This is a genomic window from Endozoicomonas elysicola, assembly GCF_000710775.1.
Taxonomy (GTDB): Bacteria; Pseudomonadota; Gammaproteobacteria; order Pseudomonadales; family Endozoicomonadaceae; genus Endozoicomonas; species Endozoicomonas elysicola.
In genome coordinates this window covers 2,303,140-2,320,477 of record NZ_JOJP01000001.1, presented here as the reverse complement: position 1 = coordinate 2,320,477, position 17,338 = coordinate 2,303,140, and the positions used below count along the sequence as shown (strand labels likewise).

17 protein-coding genes are annotated in these 17,338 nt (G+C 47.6%); 8 read left to right on the top strand and 9 right to left on the bottom strand.

What is annotated here, in order from left to right; genetic code table 11:
• Window positions 1-27: 27 nt before the first annotated feature.
• Window positions 28-894, top strand: coding sequence for an OTU domain-containing protein (locus GV64_RS09955; RefSeq protein ID WP_152553998.1), 867 nt, complete (start codon window positions 28-30; stop codon window positions 892-894).
• Window positions 895-944: 50 nt separating this feature from the next.
• Here GV64_RS09955 and GV64_RS09950 read toward each other — a convergent pair whose 3' ends face one another.
• The 4 genes from GV64_RS09950 to GV64_RS09935 form a co-directional block, all read right to left on the bottom strand.
• A complete protein-coding gene (locus GV64_RS09950) occupies window positions 945-1,595 on the bottom strand; it encodes a PqiC family protein (protein ID WP_020584985.1) in 651 nt (216 codons plus the stop codon).
• On the bottom strand, window positions 1,592-2,545 hold the full coding sequence (locus tag GV64_RS09945) for an MlaD family protein (protein WP_020584986.1): 954 nt from the start codon (window positions 2,543-2,545) through the stop codon (window positions 1,592-1,594). Before GV64_RS09945 ends, GV64_RS09950 begins: the two co-directional genes overlap by 4 nt.
• Window positions 2,546-2,608: 63 nt before the next feature.
• A complete protein-coding gene (locus GV64_RS09940) occupies window positions 2,609-3,388 on the bottom strand; it encodes an ABC transporter ATP-binding protein (protein ID WP_020584987.1) in 780 nt (259 codons plus the stop codon).
• Between the two features lie 2 nt (window positions 3,389-3,390).
• Window positions 3,391-4,521: an ABC transporter permease gene (locus GV64_RS09935; protein WP_020584988.1), complete on the bottom strand. Its 1,131-nt coding sequence runs from the start codon at window positions 4,519-4,521 to the stop codon at window positions 3,391-3,393.
• A 230-nt stretch (window positions 4,522-4,751) separates the two neighbouring features.
• Here GV64_RS09935 and GV64_RS09930 point away from each other — a divergent pair, with 230 nt between their 5' ends.
• Entirely contained in the window at window positions 4,752-6,023 is a 1,272-nt protein-coding gene (locus GV64_RS09930) for a hypothetical protein (protein ID WP_152553997.1), read from the top strand.
• A 67-nt stretch (window positions 6,024-6,090) separates the two neighbouring features.
• Here GV64_RS09930 and GV64_RS09925 read toward each other — a convergent pair whose 3' ends face one another.
• The 4 genes from GV64_RS09925 to argR all read right to left on the bottom strand — a co-directional run bounded on the left by GV64_RS09925 (window position 6,091) and on the right by argR (window position 10,305).
• Entirely contained in the window at window positions 6,091-6,936 is an 846-nt protein-coding gene (locus GV64_RS09925) for a phytanoyl-CoA dioxygenase family protein (protein ID WP_157237123.1), read from the bottom strand.
• A gap of 146 nt (window positions 6,937-7,082) precedes the next feature.
• Window positions 7,083-8,540 carry a hypothetical protein gene (locus GV64_RS09920; protein ID WP_034844178.1) on the bottom strand — a complete coding sequence of 486 codons (1,458 nt, stop codon included), beginning with the start codon at window positions 8,538-8,540 and terminating at the stop codon, window positions 7,083-7,085.
• Window positions 8,541-8,663: 123 nt separating this feature from the next.
• Window positions 8,664-9,467: a class I SAM-dependent methyltransferase gene (locus GV64_RS09915; RefSeq protein ID WP_020584992.1), complete on the bottom strand. Its 804-nt coding sequence runs from the start codon at window positions 9,465-9,467 to the stop codon at window positions 8,664-8,666.
• Between the two features lie 370 nt (window positions 9,468-9,837).
• Complete coding sequence (gene argR, locus GV64_RS09910) at window positions 9,838-10,305, bottom strand: transcriptional regulator ArgR (protein ID WP_236632933.1); 468 nt, start codon at window positions 10,303-10,305, stop codon at window positions 9,838-9,840.
• Window positions 10,306-10,443: 138 nt separating this feature from the next.
• Here argR and GV64_RS09905 point away from each other — a divergent pair, with 138 nt between their 5' ends.
• The 5 genes from GV64_RS09905 to GV64_RS09885 all read left to right on the top strand — a co-directional run bounded on the left by GV64_RS09905 (window position 10,444) and on the right by GV64_RS09885 (window position 14,516).
• Window positions 10,444-11,190 carry an ATP-binding cassette domain-containing protein gene (locus tag GV64_RS09905; RefSeq protein WP_020584994.1) on the top strand — a complete coding sequence of 249 codons (747 nt, stop codon included), beginning with the start codon at window positions 10,444-10,446 and terminating at the stop codon, window positions 11,188-11,190.
• 70 nt (window positions 11,191-11,260) lie between these two features.
• Window positions 11,261-12,019 (top strand): lysine/arginine/ornithine ABC transporter substrate-binding protein, encoded by a 759-nt coding sequence (locus GV64_RS09900; RefSeq protein WP_034844176.1) that lies wholly within the window; start codon window positions 11,261-11,263, stop codon window positions 12,017-12,019.
• Between the two features lie 82 nt (window positions 12,020-12,101).
• A complete protein-coding gene (artQ, locus tag GV64_RS09895) occupies window positions 12,102-12,821 on the top strand; it encodes an arginine ABC transporter permease ArtQ (RefSeq protein ID WP_201772477.1) in 720 nt (239 codons plus the stop codon).
• Window positions 12,818-13,489 carry an arginine ABC transporter permease ArtM gene (gene artM, locus GV64_RS09890; RefSeq protein WP_020584997.1) on the top strand — a complete coding sequence of 224 codons (672 nt, stop codon included), beginning with the start codon at window positions 12,818-12,820 and terminating at the stop codon, window positions 13,487-13,489. Before artQ ends, artM begins: the two co-directional genes overlap by 4 nt.
• Window positions 13,490-13,622: 133 nt before the next feature.
• Complete coding sequence (locus GV64_RS09885; RefSeq protein ID WP_020584998.1) at window positions 13,623-14,516, top strand: D-hexose-6-phosphate mutarotase; 894 nt, start codon at window positions 13,623-13,625, stop codon at window positions 14,514-14,516.
• A 44-nt stretch (window positions 14,517-14,560) separates the two neighbouring features.
• Here GV64_RS09885 and GV64_RS09880 read toward each other — a convergent pair whose 3' ends face one another.
• A complete protein-coding gene (locus GV64_RS09880) occupies window positions 14,561-15,166 on the bottom strand; it encodes a TetR/AcrR family transcriptional regulator (RefSeq protein ID WP_020584999.1) in 606 nt (201 codons plus the stop codon).
• A gap of 139 nt (window positions 15,167-15,305) precedes the next feature.
• On the opposite strand from GV64_RS09880, the gene GV64_RS09875 reads away from it, so the two are divergent.
• Complete coding sequence (locus tag GV64_RS09875) at window positions 15,306-17,324, top strand: NADPH-dependent 2,4-dienoyl-CoA reductase (protein WP_020585000.1); 2,019 nt, start codon at window positions 15,306-15,308, stop codon at window positions 17,322-17,324.
• Window positions 17,325-17,338 lie beyond the last annotated feature (14 nt).

The window sequence follows — 17,338 nt, the reverse complement described above, 5'->3', positions numbered from 1 at the left end:
ATAATATGATGCTTAGGTGAGGATCCTTTGATACAGACGTTACCAATAACTTCCTCCTGCGGTTCTGTGGATCAATCCGGTGATATTCCCCAGACAGAGCAACCACAGGTAAGCTGGAAACGCTGGGCTGTCCGTTTACTCTCAACGGCTGCCGCCATCGTGTCCGCTGCTTTCGCCCTGAGCGCGATCTTTGCAGGACTCTTCACCACAGCAGCAGTCTTTGGAACCATTACCGTGGTTTCTACAGTCTGCGCCATCGCTGCCTTTTCACAAAACAGTAACACTTCTACATCGCCCCATAATATCGATATATCAAGTGAAATAGCTGCTGGCCAAACTGAAAGCACACCCAAAATTGTCTACGACCAAGGGTACGAGGTTGTCGATGTTCCAGGCGATGGCAATTGTTTTTTTCATGCTGCTACTGCGCAATGTCCGGGCTGGAATGCTCACACCTTTCGTCAACGTATTCATGAAGAGGCAAGACAATGGCTCCATGAATACGAGACGAATCGCTATTTAAGCCTCAATGAATATGAAAGCTGGCGGGATCCAGTGGCAGAAGAAGACCTTTATTCCTATCTAACGGAAAGAGTCGATCACAGCGGCATCACAGGTCTGGACGCAATTAGCCGTAATGGTGTCTGGATGTATACGGTCATCACCCCACTGGTCGCCAGGGCCCTTAAAAAACCAGTCATTACAGTCAATCACACCGGTACCATCCTGAACGCTGCCAATGCTCGTGGTTTCTATCTACCCACTACTGACCATCAGCTGAAAAATCTTGATTTAAATGCACTTGAAGATTTCGTACTAATTGAGAACATTAACAACAATCATTTCAGAGGCTGTAGAAAGCGTAACTTCCGCGATTTCCACAGATCAGGTTAGGAAACTGCCCAAAAGCTCTATTCTCCGACAGTACCCTAATTGTATATTCCTCAATTATGTTCTTGTTTTTGAAGCCTGAACCCTTGGATCATATCGTTTGCAACCAAGCCCCAGACCTGACTTAATGTACGAACGTAAGCCTGTGTAGAGTCACCACTCTCCAGTAACAGAGCATAGACCTTTTCACGTTGGGTAATAACCTTCCGATCCTGTCCTTCCAGAGACCAAGCCACGTTCATCTGCAACTGGCGATTCACCACTACTATCGACTGAACATCAATAAACGCGACCACCTCCGGGCGTTTATCACGAACCCATGGGCCTGAGCTTACCCAGCTACTGGAGCGAACCTGACGACGTATATTTTGCACCATGGCTTGTGTCAGAAGCTCTGGCAACGGCTCTCCCCAGTGATCGTTCACAGCCGTCTGTAAGCGCACGCCACCATCGCTCCATGTGATATTTTTCTTGTCCAGCCACCCCACAACATTGACAGGAAAAACCCCCAGGGTATCGGGTAATACTGAAGGGACTCTGCTCTCTTGTGAGACAGTTGCCGCTACCAGCGTATAATCGTGATAGGTTGGGTTTTTAACTGAACAGCCAGTCATCAGGCTGAGCAGCAGGGTAAAATAGAAAGCCTTTGAAGCAACTGCTCTCTGGTGCACAGCAATATTTAATATACGAAGGTAGCGGCTCACCGGGATTCTCCTGCTTTTCTGCCAAAAATAATGGCATCGGGTTGACGCTGTAGCATATCGGCCAGGTCATCTACCGCTCTGGATGCACGACTGATGTCTTTCGAACTCTCCATCAGCTGATACATCAATGGAGAGTCAGGAGCCAGGGTTTCCTCTGCCGCGGACATGGTTTCCTGAAGTTGCAACATGGTTGTATTCAGTTGTTGCGTAGCCTCAGGCAGTTCCGTTTTCAGTAAATGGGTCACCTCTCCAGCATCACTGGACATGGAAGCAAACTCCTTACGAATGCCCGCCATACTCGCACTCATCTCATTAGACATGGCTTCCATACTGACAAACGCACTGTCCACATCATCAATCAGCTTGTTCAGCCGACCTCCCCCTGTCAAAGTAGCCAGGTTATCGAGAACCTCTGTTAAACGGCTGGCCATTTCCGCCAGATTAATGCTCTCGAATTTTTCAATAAACTCATCCAGATTATTCGGCACGGTGGGAATCTGCGGGTACTGAGTTTCCACCGGCTGCATATCCGGCTGGTTGTCAAAAAAATCTACCTCGATATAAAGCAGTCCGGTCAACACACTCTGCAAACCAATCTGTGCACTGAGCCCCTGCTTCATCAGCTGCCCGAGCACATCATGATCGCTGCTTTTGCCCTGTTCACTGATGGCATCCGGGTACATATCCACCGTGACGACATTCAGCACCTTCTGGTGGTTGTGATAGAGCTTGGTTTTGATACTGACCACTTCGCCAACCTTAACCCCACGAAGCGTGACTGGAGCACCAATATTCAGGCCTTTTATAGAGCTGTCAAAAAGGATCTGATAGCGCTGGACATCTTTCCGGGAAAAGCCATCTGCATTCAAAAACAATACGAGGGCAATCGTCATGGTAATGATCAGAATGACAAAAAGACCCACGGAAACCGACAAAGATTTTCTATTCATACACCACTCTCACAAAAGCGAGCCTCTTTGACTTTCATTCTTATGAAGAGTCGTTCCATACGTTCATTCATCTCCATACTCACCTCTGGAAAGAAACTCTCTGACCAGTTGATGCTTACTGTGATTAAGCATAGTTTGGGGAGAACCGGTATCCAGCTGTGTTTTGGTATTGGCATCGAGGTAAATCCCATTACTGCCAATAGCGAAAATACTGGCCAGTTCGTGGGTCACAATCACCACCGTAGCACCGGTTGAATCTCTTAACTGAAGAATCAGATCATCCAGCCGTCGGGCACTGAGTGGATCCAGCCCCGCCGAGGGTTCATCAAAAAACAAAATATCCGGATCGAGGGCAATGGCTCTGGCCAGCCCGGCCCGCTTGCACATGCCGCCACTGATTTGAGAAGGGTAAAATTCTTCAAAACCGGCTAACCCTACCAGGGCCAGCTTATAATGCACCATATCACGGATATCTTGATTGGTCAGTGTCGTGTACTGCTCCAGCGGCAGAGCAACATTTTCTGCCAGTGTTTTATCACTGAACAGGGCTCCGCCCTGATAAGTCACTCCCCATCGCCTGCGCATATCCTGTTGCTGCTCCTGCGATGCCGTAAAATAGCTTTGCCCTCCAAACAAAATTTCACCATCTGCTGGCTGGTAAAGTCCGATCATATGCTTTAGTAGCGTACTTTTACCGCAACCACTACCACCCATAATAACAAACACGTCACCTTTGCAGATTTGAAAGTGCAGATTGGACTGAATCAGGTTGCTCCCATACTTCATGGTCAACCCACGGGCCTCAATCACCACGTCCTGACGCTCCGGCCTTAACTGACTCATGCTCAGATTCCCAGGTGATAAAAGAGAATGTTCAAACCGGCATCCGCAACCACCAGATAAATAATGGCAGTCACTACCGCATTAGTGGTTGCCTGGCCAACCGCTGCTGATGAACGACCACAGTCCAGTCCGGCACGGCAGCCTGCCATGGCAATCAACACCGCAAATACAAAGCTTTTAAAAATGCCGGTCATAATATCACCAAAGGTGATGGCATCCCGTAGCTGATACAGATACATCGTCCAGGTGACATCCATGCTGGTGGCTACCAGTCCTCCACCAAACATCCCCAGAATATTGCTGTACAGACAAAGCATTGGAATCGTCATAATCAACGCCAATGTCCTTGGTAATACCAGGTAATCCATGGGCTTAATACCCAGCGTCGTCAGTGCATCAATTTCCTCATTGACCTGCATGGTACCCAGTTGGGCCGCATAGGCGGCACCGGTTCGGCCCGACATGATGACCGCAGTCATCAGGGCCCCCATTTCCCGAACCATCCCCACACCCACCAGGTTGGAAACATACACCTCTGCACCAAACTGCCGAAGCTGAACCATTCCCAGGTAGGCTAGAATCATCCCGATCAACACACTTTGCAGGGTAATAATGGGTAACGCAGAAGGGCCAGACTGATGGCAAAAGCTGAGGATATCTGACCAGCGTGCAGACCCTTTTCGGGAAAACCAGCGGAACAGGGTAAGTGCCAGCTCTCCGGTGAAAGCCAGCAATTCCATTGCCTCATCACCCAGCCGGGCAACCCGGTTGATCAGGCTCTGAACAAGTGATGTATGCTTTTCAGGCAGCGCCTTATTGGGGGGCACGGTATTGGCAAGCCTGAACAGGTCATCCACATCTTCAGGCAATCCACTCAGATCAAACTGACAACGGGAAGACTCGAACATTCGCTGACAGGCCATCAACCAGGCAAGAAGTCTTGAGTCCCAGGAAAAATCATCACCCGCAACAAAAATAACCGTCCTTAACTGGTCGTCTTCCTGCAGCACAGAGAGTTGATCCAGAGCAGGCAGTGTACCATCAACCGTCCAGTTTCCCTGCAACGTGACCATAACATTTGGAGTAGACACCGTATTAGCCGCTGTATCAAACACCAGTGTCGCCTGCTTCATGCTTATTGATGCCTTGAAAAAAGCGTCAATAATAACAGGAAAATCCCATTAATAGGCAAGGTAGCTATCAGCCAAATTGCAGGCTCTTGTACAGGTCCTGCTTAGCCACTGACTGCCTTTATAACTAAAAAACCCAAGCGTACATTGCATACTATGCCGTTGTACTTGCAAATAGATCTAAACAGTAAATTCAATCATCAACTTAAGAGTCCCAAGCTTGGGAACCATTTTTGCCAATTATTCTCTCTATTGCTGATGACAATAACGAAACAAAATTCCACAAGGTAAAATTCAGCACTATGGATCCAGCAAAAGCATCAATCAGAGTCCATTCAGGCAATATGTCCCTGCCCGAGGTACCGCAAAACCATTATCCTCGCCCACGATGGCAAGGATATGAAATGGAATGCACCCCTCCTCTATGTACAGAAGTCAAAGATATATTTAAAAACGTAGATGAATGGCGCGCCTCGCCACCAGAAAGAGAAAAGACCTGCTCTAAGCCTGGAACCTTGCAAAGAGCGTCCATCCTTCCGACTCAGCATACAACAGAATATATTCGCACTAACCCAGAAGACAACCTTTCTGCCAGAAGCAGTGCCTTACCAGGCATCATGGATCAGTTAACTATCAGTGAAGTGGACTCACAAAACTCTGCAGTAGTCTCAGCCTCAGCTGAAACCACAACAACTGGTGCTTATGAACAGCCAAGTCATACAGCAATAATCAGCCTTTTGGAAAAACTTAAAGGAGAAGAGATCACTGCACAGTTAGAGTACATCAGTAAAAGCTTTGACAGTGGGTTTGCGAGCTTCTGCCCAGAAGCAACCCCGTACTGTATACAGGTAGTATTTCAATGTGCATTAAGACAAAGAGGAATGCACTTCAAAACCATTCGAGATGAATACATTATTAGAGGCAAGCTGGACTTTAATGACGATAAAATGAAGCAGTATGTTCGATCAATGCCTGCAGAAAACTTTCTTAATGAACGCCTGCAGCGTGACCTGAAGAATCCACTTCAGATTGATAAAGTCTGTGCACGAGTCATTAAGAAGTCTGATAACAATGTGAATCTAGTTACAAAATTAGACCTTACCAGCCAACAGAAATATGTTTATGACACCATTCATTCTCTTTACAACAAATCGTTAAATGCCAAGGTAGTTTACTTACATCAAACGCCTTCTTCCCAAAAACCCATATTCGGAGATGCTTGTATTCAACTAAGAGGAGGTCAATACCTTTTTATCCGCTTTAAAATTCCACCAGAAAGGGTAACGCCAGAAATATTAAGGTGCTTGCAAAATCCTCATGCACAGATACAAGGCAAACTTAACTACAACTATGAGTGGTTGATATCAAAAATCACTGCAGGCCTCCCTTTACTTTACTCTTCGTGGCCTGGAAGACCACCCCGAGAGAATCAGATTTTTTTTGCACCCAGCAGTATTTCAGTAAGCACGCCGATTCATCCTATGGCACAAGTTCAGAGGCCGTAATAAAAAACTTGAAACGAGCAGTGATGGCTTAAGCTGAGAAAGGAACCTTATGTCAACAGAACCTAACTCAGTCAATTAAAGAAATGACTTCTGCACTACCGTCACCCGGATAAGGTTCATGATTGGCCCCTGGGTAGGCATAACCATTAATAAAGAGCCTTCTTGGCTTATCCGATGTATTAGGGCCACTGAAATGAACCAGGCAGGGATGAACATAAAGCATATCTCCCGGCTCCATAATCACAGCCATTTTCTGACCATGCTTTTCCTGCCGATATTCCTCACCAAGTAGCTGATTACCTTTCACTGGCGAGCAGTTATGGTGAGAATGGGGAATCACATAAAGCCCGCCATTCTCTTCTCCCATTAGGTCAATAGCCAGCATGGTTTGAACAAAACTGCCATTGCCTTTTATATCCAACCAGCGCTTATCAAAGTTCCGCCGATTATCAATATCCCGGTGGATATCGTACTCAACACCATCTCCAGGTTGCTTGGGATGAATTTGATTGATCAGGTGAGTCGCTCTTGAGCTATCCAGAATCTGGGCTACATTTTTTCTTAGCTGAGGGTGCCTGCCATAAGCCAGTAATTCAGGGAACTTTGCGCCAGCCCAGACAATTCGTTTAATTATCGGCAGTGAGCCCTGTCCAACAGCCCCCAAAACATAGAGTGTTCCACCTAGATACAGTTTCTCTTCTGATTGATTACCCGAACATGGAAGCTCAGCCACACTGTCCAGAGCTATCTGAATATGATGCTCCAGATCGTCCAGCTCTTCTCCTTGAAAAAAGCCTTGCTGAATCAGGTAGCCATTCTCACGATAGAACGTTAGCTGCTCCTCAGACAGCACAGAGGCAAAGCTGCTCTGACATATAGACAGTACAGTTAGTAGAGACGCAATCCGTAACACTGGCATACCTCCCCTATGAAAATAGTCCTGAGTAAAACAAGTTGATTTCAGAAGAAGATACAAATAAAAAAGCTGGCGATTTATTGCCAGCTATCAATCAAAAAGAGCTGTAACCCCACGAGGACCAAACATGAAGCACCATAAGGCTAGTCTTCACCTCTCATTTTTCTTGTTACTTGCCACGAAGGCAGCTTTTCCAGCTCTACATGCGCGGAAAGACAGTAGCTGACTTCACCATCGGTTAATCCCGGATAAGATACCTCTGTCTTTACATCAGGGGCTGTGTATTTGGCAATTTCATCTTTTGATAGCCGCGTTAGAACTACTTTTGGTACTTTATGAGAAGCTAGCTCATTATTAGTGTCCACTTGGTTATGAGAACGCTTGGAAGAACTCTTATTTTTATTATCTGACACCACAAAACCTGTATTTCCAACCGAAGTATTAGGCCTCATAACACCATTATCAACCGGATTCTTAATAGGCTCCCACTCGGCATTGGCAACTTCCAGCCTCAATCTGCTCTCTAACAAGCGTGCTCTGTCGCTTTTATAGGTTTCCGAACTGACCAGTTTTTCCGATGCTTTCTTTAGCGTAGATAATAAACTGGTGACCATACACTGATTAGCAGTGCGATCCGGAGAGCTTTCAACTGATGAATGTGATCCAGTCTCAGTTCCTGAACCCCGAAGGCTTCGACTGCCATCAACACCAGACTGGACTACCTCACTCTTCCCCACTTGATGACAGACATCACTATGCTGCTTAGCCTCCACTTGCTCCCAATCACCATTCGCAGTTGCAGAAAACTCTAAAGCACTCTCTTTAACAGTGGAGATAGACAGCTCCTCAGTATGCTTAACCTCTCTTTCTATAAGCGCCTCATGTTCAAATGACTGAACGCTAACAGGATGAGCTAAAAGAGAGCTCTCGACACGAGATCCATTTTGACCCGAATCAACTACTCTCTCAGAAACGTCAGATGAGAAAGCTTGTTGATGTTGAGTAGCTGTAGCCCTAAAACAGTTCGATTCAGGGACTATTGGCGAAGTACCGGGTAATAAGCAAAGCTTGCTGGACGAAGAAGGCTGGGGCTGATTCTGACAAAAAGTGGGTTCATTCTGATTTTCATAGCCAGATTCACCATAAGCACCTGGTGATGCCGGCTCGCTTTTAATCTCACTACACAAAGAAGGCAAACTTGAAGGAAAGCCAGAATCATGTGACCCCGGGTTAACATCAAGCTCGTGTTTATCGTCACACTCCCTCTGATTTCTTACCGATAAATCCATCGCACCATCATCGTCAAAGCTATGCTGAGCCATTTGATCATGTTTAGTTCTCTGGTAATGAAAGCCAAGGTTCGTCCGAGAAGCAAAGCGTTCAACACAACGATCAAATACACATACATACTGATTTTTTTCCTTTCGGGTGCGACTGATATGGTTATTGCAAGCATTAAAATCAGGAAAGGTGAGATAACATCGCTTGCATCCAAAAACTATCGAATTAACAGGACCATATGGTGTAATTGAGCATAATTCAAACATTTGTATATCAGGGTAAAGTTGAGGAGCAGCGATTAAAGGAAGAGACGAATCCATACAGTTAGCCATTAATTGATTATGAGTAATGGCTTATATTGATTACCACTACGAACAAATGTTCACTTTTGTCAGGAAAACTAACAAAGCCGTTAGAACTGCTAACAATCAGTGGTTACTCTCCTAAAGAGTGTATTCAGCGTCGAAAACAATGGCCTGAATAGGCATATCACTCCCAAACGTTGACTCCAATACTTTCTGTACTCGAGAATGAATGGCTATCAGATCTCCATTGCGATTAACGATTTCTTCGTAAAGAGGGCTGCCAAACACAATACCTCGAGCCAATAATTCCGCCGATAAAATTCTGGACCTGAGAGGGAGGGTTTTCGCAGTAATATTTGTGAAACCAGCTTCCTGAAGAGAAGCATTGATTGCTTCTATATCGTGGTAGCCAAAGGGCACGCGATAAAACCCCGGTGGGTCGTCAGGAAACACCGCGGCTATTGTCTCGTAAACTATTTCAGCAAAAGGATTAGCTGCCCAGCAGTCCCAAACATTGAAAAGGTAATGCCCGCCGGGCTTCAGCACGCGAAGCACTTCGCTATAAGACTTGAGCTTATCCGGAAAAAACATCACACCAAACTGGCAGACAACAACATCAAACAAAGGAGACTCATAAGGTAAGCTGCAGGCATCCACAACCTCAAAGCGAATGTTTTCGTCTTCAGCGAATTTCTTCTTAGCTTGCTCCAGCATTGGTGGGTTCAGATCTGTAGCAAGTAGTGTCGTGTCTACAGGCAATAGGTTACGCAGTTTCCGGGTGACAATGCCAGTCCCTGCCGCCAGCTCCAGTACGGATGAAGGCTTGTAATCCGTTACCCTCCTAGCTATATCCGCAGCATAGTCGATAAAAATATGAGGACCGAGTCCGCTATCGTAATGCTCAGGAATGGAACCTACAAACCGGGAGGACTGAGAAGTCATAACTGCATCGTTACCTGTAGTGTTCTTTCTGCGTTGATACTGTTAGCGAAATCGTAACGAACCAATATAGTAGGAAAACAATGATCCAGCCCAAACACAGGATACAGAAAGCGGGAAAAATGACGGTTGGTTGCGGGAAATAAGACAGCGGTTATCACCAACAATGACTGGCAAACCGTTTTTTATGTGTGAGTGGCAGTATGCGTTCAGATATATAAACAACAATATCAAGTCAAAGAATATTTTAAAGACCTGGGTCATATTTACTAATACTGATAAGACAACGCACAACAGTTTACAAGTGAACCAAAAAAACTCTGGAACCCATAACGTTCATTGGTTCACTGTAAAGGCTAACAACGCATCGTTTTCAGTTAAACATCTCAGAAATACTTAGAGTGATCTCTTCTATCTCCTGAACACTGGTGGGCACCACAAGAATGGTGTCATCCCCAGCCACACACCCCATAATCCCACCTTTAACACCAATGGAATCCAGCAATCTGGCAATCATCTGGGCAGCACCAGGGCTGGTTTTGATCACAATCATCGATTCATTGTGATCAATCTCTTCCACCAGATCTTTTACGGCAATACTGGAATCCATTTTGCCCAGTTCGGGAGGCAGGCAGTAGACCAGTTCATTCAGCGCGTTCCGAGCCCTGACCGCACCAAAACGGCTCAGCATACGGGACACCTTGGACTGGCTGATATTATCAAACCCCTGCTCCTGCAAAAGAGCAACAATCTGACTTTGTGAGCCGCAGCGTTCTTCTTTAAGAAGCTGGCGGAAAGAACGAACCAGCGCATCCTGTTTTGGGCTAGTCATAGTTGTCATATAACCTTTCAGATGATCATCAATCATAAAGACCGACCGCACCAAAGTGAATACTTATTCATTTTTTTCTTGATTTTATCCATACTCATAGCGGACAATTCAGTCATAAATCTCTCAGGCAAAAAGAAGATTCAGGCAATGGGCATCGCAGTACAGAGCCTAAGCAAATCCTTTGGTGACCACCAGGTACTGAAGGATATCAGCTTCAGCATCAGTAAAGGTGAAACAACGGTATTACTGGGTTCCAGTGGTGCGGGTAAGAGCACGCTTTTACGCATGCTTAACCTTCTGGAGAGTCCTGACCAGGGCACTCTCAACATAGCTGATATGGCATTCACTTTTCACAAAAATCAGCGTACAGGCCAGAAACAACCATCTTCAGCAGAAGCCTGCCAGTTAAGACGTAAAGTCGGCATGGTTTTCCAGCAGTACCACTTATGGCCCCATATGACGGTGCTTGAAAATCTGATTGAAGCTCCCGTTCAGCAGGGCATGCTCAAGCCAGAAGCCAGGACCAAAGCCATGGAATTGCTGGCGCGTATGGGACTGACCGATAAAGCCAATGCCTGGCCATCTTCTCTCTCAGGTGGCCAGCAACAGCGGGTAGCCATTGCCCGGGCACTGATGCTGTCACCCGAAGTGTTGCTGTTCGATGAACCCACCGCAGCACTGGATCCGGCCATTACCAACCAGGTCGTGGAGATCATCAACGAACTGCAGGCCTCCGGCATCACCATGGTCGTGGTCACCCATGAAGTCGACTTTGCCCGAAAAATCGCAAGCCGCGTAGTCTATCTGGAAAACGGGGAAATTGTCGAGGAAGGAACGGCCGAACGATTTACTGCGCCTCAGACCAAAGCATTTGAACGTTATCTTCAACATTAAATACCGACTCAAACACCAAATCAACCGATAAAAACTGCTTTCAAGAACAAGCTGTAAGTAAGGAAGCCTCATGAAAAAAATAGTCACTGCTGTCGCACTGTACAGTGCGGTTATCTCCGGTATGGCTCAGGCCCAGGAGTCAATCCGTTTTGGTATGGAAGCGACCTATCCCCCGTTTGAATTCATCAATGAGAAGAACGAACTGACCGGCTTCGATGTTGAACTGGCCAACGCCATCTGTGCAGAACTGGATGCCACCTGTGAGTTCAATAACCAGCCTTTTGACAGTCTGATTCCCGGCCTTAAATTCCGTCGCTTTGATGCGGTTATCTCCGGTATGGATATCACCCCGAAAAGAATGGAACAAGTGTCCTTCACCCAGCCCTATTATGAAAACTCAGCCATCTTTGTTGCTGCCAACAAAAGCGCATTGACTGGCCAGAAAGATCTGAAAGGCAAAACGGTGGGCGTTCAAAATGGCAGTACTCACCAAGCCTATCTGATCGATAAGCTGGAAGCTCAAGGCGTCAAAACCCGTCCATACGACAGTTACCAGAATGCGTTGCTGGATATGACCAACGGCCGGGTGGATGCCGTGTTTGCTGATACCGCCGTAGCCCGTGAATGGCTTGCTCAACAGAGTGAAGGTCAGTACGAGACTGTGGGCGAAGAGGTCAAGGATGCCAATTATTTTGGTATCGGCATGGGCATTGCCGCCCGCAAGGGTGACCCTCTGGTAGAAAAGCTGAATGCAGCACTGGCTCAGGTAAAAGCGAGCGGTGTATATCAGCAACTTCACACCAAGTATTTCAACTCTGCTGCCAACTAATTTATCCCGTTAACCCCTATTCCCACGTTTTCAGGTCCTGCTGGTCCTGCGTGGGAATGCATGATCCGATAGTGAGGTAACTGTGGGCCTGACCGCGCTCTTCGCTGAAGCGACCGTGATGACCCTGGGGCTGGCCCTGTCATCGCTGGCAATGGGCCTGTTAATGGCCATCGCCTTCTCTCTTGCCGAGCTGAGCCGCTTTAAGCCGCTTGCGCTCACCACCAGTACCATTGTTGCTGTTTTGCGTGGCCTGCCTGAAATACTGGTGATCTTTTTCGTCTATTTTGGTTCAACCCATGCCATCTTCCTGCTAACTGGTGAGTTTGTTGAAGTCAGTCCATTTCTGGCAGGCACCATTGCACTGTCGTTAATTTATTCAGCCTATGCATCCCAGACGCTTCGGGGCGCTTTTATGGCGATCCCCAGGGGACAGGCTGAAGCCGCCAGTGCTTTGGGTATTAGCAAAGTCCGCTGTTTTTTCCGGATCACACTGCCACAGACCTGGAGACATGCACTGCCCGGCCTTGGTAATCAATGGTTGGTACTGCTCAAAGATACGGCTCTGGTCGCCTTGATTGGCGTTCATGACCTTTTATTACAAGCAAAAATGACGGCCGCCAGCACTTACGAGCCTTTTACCTGGTATGGCATTGCCGCTTTGATTTATCTGGCCATCACCCTGATCAGCCAGAATATCCTTGAACGAATGAAGTCACGCTCAAACCGCCACCTGACTTCCAGCCAGAGTAAAATGGAAACGCCTACCGAATCGGCAGTGACATCCAGCGAGGCCACAGCATGAATATGGAATATCTGCCTGAGTTACTGAAAGGCTTGGGAACCACGCTGGAACTTACCCTTGTCAGTCTGCTTACCGGACTGGTTCTGGCCATTCTGTTTACGATTGTACTTTCCCTGAAGGTGAAAGCACTGACCTGGCTGGTCAAACTTCAAATACTGCTGTTTACCGGCACGCCATTGCTGATCCAGATCTTTCTGATTTATTACGGTCCAGCCCAGTTTGACCTTATCAAAGACAGTGTTATCTGGCCGCTGTTAAGCCAGCCCTGGTTCTGCGCCATGCTGGCCCTGGCGCTAAACTCGGCGGCATACTCCACCCTGCTGTTTAAGGGCGCCATTGATGCTGTACCCAGGAGCGACTGGGAAGCCTGCATGGCACTGGGCATGACTCATAAGCAGGCACTTCTGAAAGTAATCCTGCCCCATGCGGCTCGCCGTGCACTGCCGGCCTATGGCAACGAGATCATTCTGGTCATGAAAGGCTCATCCCTGGCCAGTACCATCACACTGATGGATCTGATGGGCTATGCTGCCAGACTGAACGCACAAACTTACGACACATTAACCGTGTTCACCATGGCAGGTTTGATCTATCTGGCCATGACTGGCGTTCTGACTTTGCTGATTCGGTTTATGGAGCACAAAGTCTTAGCATTCAGCCGCACTTAATTTTCTTTAAACCACAGAGAGCACAAAGGGCACAAAGAAGAGCTTTTCTTTTTCTTCGTGATCCTTGTGATCTCTGTGGTTTAACCCACATTTCCCACTCCTGAAAGTTCGACAGTTATTATGGTTTCCCCCGATGCTGATCAATGACATGATTTTTGAAGAAACACTGAGCCCTTCCATTGCCAGATACAATATGAATGGTCTGGCCATTCTAAAAGTTCAAAGCCCTAAGTGTGAAGCGGCCATATCCCTTCACGGCGGCCACCTGTTTCAATTCAAACCAACCGGTGAACAAGACGTAATCTGGCTTAGCAATAAAGCCATTTTCTCAGAAGAGAAGGCAATACGGGGAGGCGTACCCGTCTGCTGGCCATGGTTTGGACAGGTCGGTTCACCCTCCCATGGTTTTGCCCGAACCAGCAACTGGCAGTTGCTGGATCACGAGGAAAATGAGCAGGCGGTTACCATTCGTCTTAAACTCAGTGCCTCCAAACAGACCCGAGTGGTCTGGCCCCATGATTTCAGTGCAGTTCTGACCTTTACCCTGGGAGAGACTCTGCGAATAAATCTGGAAATGATCAACACCGGCGAGACACCTTGGCAGTGGAGTGGAGCACTGCACACTTACTTTGCTATTGCAGAAGCCACCGAAACCTGGATTACTGGCGCCGGTACTTCCTATATCGACAGTCTGAAAAATGACCTGCCTTGTGAAACAACAGAAGCGTTGATCATTAATCAGTCCATCGACCGGATTTATACGACGCCGGAGGAAACCATATCGATTCATGATCAGGGCAATCAGCGAACTATTAATGTTCTTAACCGGGGGCATAACTCAGCGGTTATCTGGAATCCATGGAAAGACCTGAGCAGAAGCATGGGGGATATGAGTGATGATGGGTACGAAACCATGGTCTGCGTTGAAGCGACCCAATACGCAAAGGATCTGGCATCAGGCTCACTGTTAATGCCGGGTGAAAAACAGTCGTTAAGCACTGAAATCACTGTGACTTCAGCAGAATAATTAACAGGCTACGCATTCCCATGGAATTTCATGGGAATGTCCCTTCACACGGTTGCTGCTGCCAGAATCATCTCCACTGCACTGTCCGACATCGCATCGATGGAGTTTCTATCCAGATAGATCCCATCATTTAATAAGCGACTCATACCGTGCAGCATGCTCCAACTCACCTGGGCAAGACGTAGGCAGTCGATATCTTTTGATAATTTGCCCTTCTCCTGCCAACTGCGAATAAGATCAACATAATCCTGAAAACAGGCAAAAGAAGCCGCTTTAAGGCTTTCTGTGGGCTCTCCATTTTTCCAGACAGGCCGACCAAACATCAGGTCATACTCTTCTGGGTGCTTCCAGGAAAGATCGAGATAAGACCGGACAAATGCCTTCAACCAGCGGTTCATATCACCAGACTGCTCACGCATCAGTTGCGCAAAATGAGCCTGCCATGTCTGAAAACCCTGTTCAGCAATGGCACAGAGTAACGCATTCTTATCTTTAAAATGATGATAGGCCGCGGTCCTCGACACCCCTACCCGCTCAGCCAGGCTTCGCATGGAAATACCATCCACCCCCTGCTCCCCAATCATCCGGGTTGCCTCTTCAAGCAGCTTCTGGTGTAGGTTGCCATGATGATAGGGTTTTCTGGCAGTCATAAGTCGTTTAATGCCCGTCTGCTATTTGCTACAAGATGGTGAAGTCCAGAGTCAATGCAAATTATCTTGACAGTGTCAAAATAGCATTTTATCTTGACAGCGTCTAGATGAGGCGTCGAATCACAAGAAGGATTATAAAATGACCACTCCCTACCCACATCTTCTGGCACCGCTGGATCTGGGTTTCACCACGCTGAAAAACCGGGTTCTAATGGGCTCCATGCACACCAACCTGGAAGAGCAGCCCAACGGTTTTGAACGACTGGCGGCTTATTTTGCCGAACGCGCAGCCGGAGGTGTAGGGCTCATTGTGACTGGTGGTATTGCACCTAACCAGGAGAGCGGGGGGATGCCAGGTGCGGCCACCATGGAAACCATGGATGATGTAAAGCACCACCAAGTGGTCACAGACGCGGTTCATGAGGCGGGTGGTAAAATCTGTATGCAGATTCTCCATACCGGTCGTTATGCCTACCATCCGAAAAGTATTGCCCCCAGCGCTATTCAGGCGCCAATCAACCCTTTCAAGCCCAAAGAACTGTCATCAGACGAAATCGATGTACAGATTGAGAACTTTGTGAATTCTGCAGCCCTGGCAAAAGAGGCAGGCTACGATGGCGTGGAAATCATGGGTTCTGAAGGTTATTTCATCAACCAGTTCATCGTTAACCGCACTAACCAGCGGCAAGATGATTGGGGGGGAGAGTACAATAAACGTATTCGCCTACCAGTAGAAATGGTGAGAAAGACCCGCGAAACGGTAGGTTCTGATTTCATCATCATTTACCGCCTGTCCATGCTGGATCTGGTAGAAGGCGGGAGCAGCTGGGATGAGATCATTCAACTGGCAAAAGAAATCGAAAAAGCCGGTGCCACCATCATCAACACCGGTATTGGCTGGCATGAAGCCCGAGTGCCTACCATTGCAACAATGGTTCCAAGAGCTGCTTTTACCTGGGTGACGGCAAGAATTCGTAACGAAATAAACATTCCTGTGATCACCTCCAACCGCATTAATATGCCGGAAACGGCAGAAGAAGTGCTGGCCCGTGGTGATGCAGACATGGTTTCCATGGCCCGCCCCATGCTGGCAGATGCTGAGTGGGTTAATAAGGCGGCTGAAGGCCGTGCGGATGAAATCAACACCTGCATTGGCTGTAACCAGGCCTGCCTTGACCATGTCTTTTATCTGAAACCCGTCAGCTGTCTGGTAAACCCCAGGGCATGCCATGAAACGGAACTGAATTATCTACCAACCAGTGAACCCAAGAAACTGGCAGTGGTGGGAGCAGGCCCTGCCGGCATGGCATTTGCCACCACAGCAGCCTACCGTGGTCACAAAGTCACCCTCTTTGATGCTGCGGACAAAATCGGTGGTCAATTCAATATTGCCAAGACCGTTCCGGGTAAGGAAGAGTTTGAGGAAACCCTTCGTTACTTTAAGCGGCAAATCGAGCTAACCGGTGTTGAACTTAAGCTCAACCACCGGGTATCAGCTGATGAGCTGGAAAACGGTGACTTTGATGAAGTCATTGTTGCCACCGGTATTGCCCCAAGAAAACTGGATATCGAAGGGATCGATCACAGCAAGGTCCTCAGTTACCTGGACGTATTTAAGGGTGCGCCCGTAGGAAACAAGGTTGCCGTGATTGGTGCTGGCGGTATTGGCTTTGACCTTTGTGAACTGATTACCCAGGAAGGCCCATCCAGCAGTCTGGATATCCCCACCTTTATGAAAGAATGGGGTGTGGACATGACACTGGAAAATCGAGGCGGCCTGCTGACAGAAAGCGAGCACCCAAAACCATCGAAGGAAGTCTTTCTGCTACAGAGAAAAAAAAGCAAACTTGGTAAAAACCTCGGTAAAACCACCGGATGGATTCACCGCTCATCACTGGCTAACCGGGGTGTTCGTATGGTTCCCGCCTGTGAATATCATAAGATTGATGATCAGGGCCTGCACCTTTCCATCGCTGGAGAGGAGCAACTCCTTGATGTCGATACCGTTGTTATCTGTGCGGGTCAGGAGCCCATGCGAGAGCTTGCCGATAACATCAGCAGCAAGACGGTTCACCTGATTGGCGGAGCTGATGTGGCTGCTGAACTTGATGCCAAGCGAGCGATAAATCAGGGCTGTAGACTGGCTGCAGAAATTTAACGTGAGCACTTTAA

Coding starts and splice junctions, on each gene's coding strand:
- GV64_RS09945 (WP_020584986.1), bottom strand. CDS start 2,545: ATGAATAGAAAATCTTTGTCGGTTTCCGTGGGTCTTTTTGTCATTCTG.
- GV64_RS09940 (WP_020584987.1), bottom strand. CDS start 3,388: ATGAGTCAGTTAAGGCCGGAGCGTCAGGACGTGGTGATTGAGGCCCGT.
- GV64_RS09935 (WP_020584988.1), bottom strand. CDS start 4,521: ATGAAGCAGGCGACACTGGTGTTTGATACAGCGGCTAATACGGTGTCT.
- GV64_RS09920 (WP_034844178.1), bottom strand. CDS start 8,540: ATGGATTCGTCTCTTCCTTTAATCGCTGCTCCTCAACTTTACCCTGAT.
- GV64_RS09915 (WP_020584992.1), bottom strand. CDS start 9,467: ATGACTTCTCAGTCCTCCCGGTTTGTAGGTTCCATTCCTGAGCATTAC.
- argR (WP_236632933.1), bottom strand. CDS start 10,305: ATGACAACTATGACTAGCCCAAAACAGGATGCGCTGGTTCGTTCTTTC.
- GV64_RS09905 (WP_020584994.1), top strand. CDS start 10,444: ATGGGCATCGCAGTACAGAGCCTAAGCAAATCCTTTGGTGACCACCAG.
- GV64_RS09900 (WP_034844176.1), top strand. CDS start 11,261: ATGAAAAAAATAGTCACTGCTGTCGCACTGTACAGTGCGGTTATCTCC.
- artM (WP_020584997.1), top strand. CDS start 12,818: ATGAATATGGAATATCTGCCTGAGTTACTGAAAGGCTTGGGAACCACG.
- GV64_RS09885 (WP_020584998.1), top strand. CDS start 13,623: ATGCTGATCAATGACATGATTTTTGAAGAAACACTGAGCCCTTCCATT.
- GV64_RS09880 (WP_020584999.1), bottom strand. CDS start 15,166: ATGACTGCCAGAAAACCCTATCATCATGGCAACCTACACCAGAAGCTG.
- GV64_RS09875 (WP_020585000.1), top strand. CDS start 15,306: ATGACCACTCCCTACCCACATCTTCTGGCACCGCTGGATCTGGGTTTC.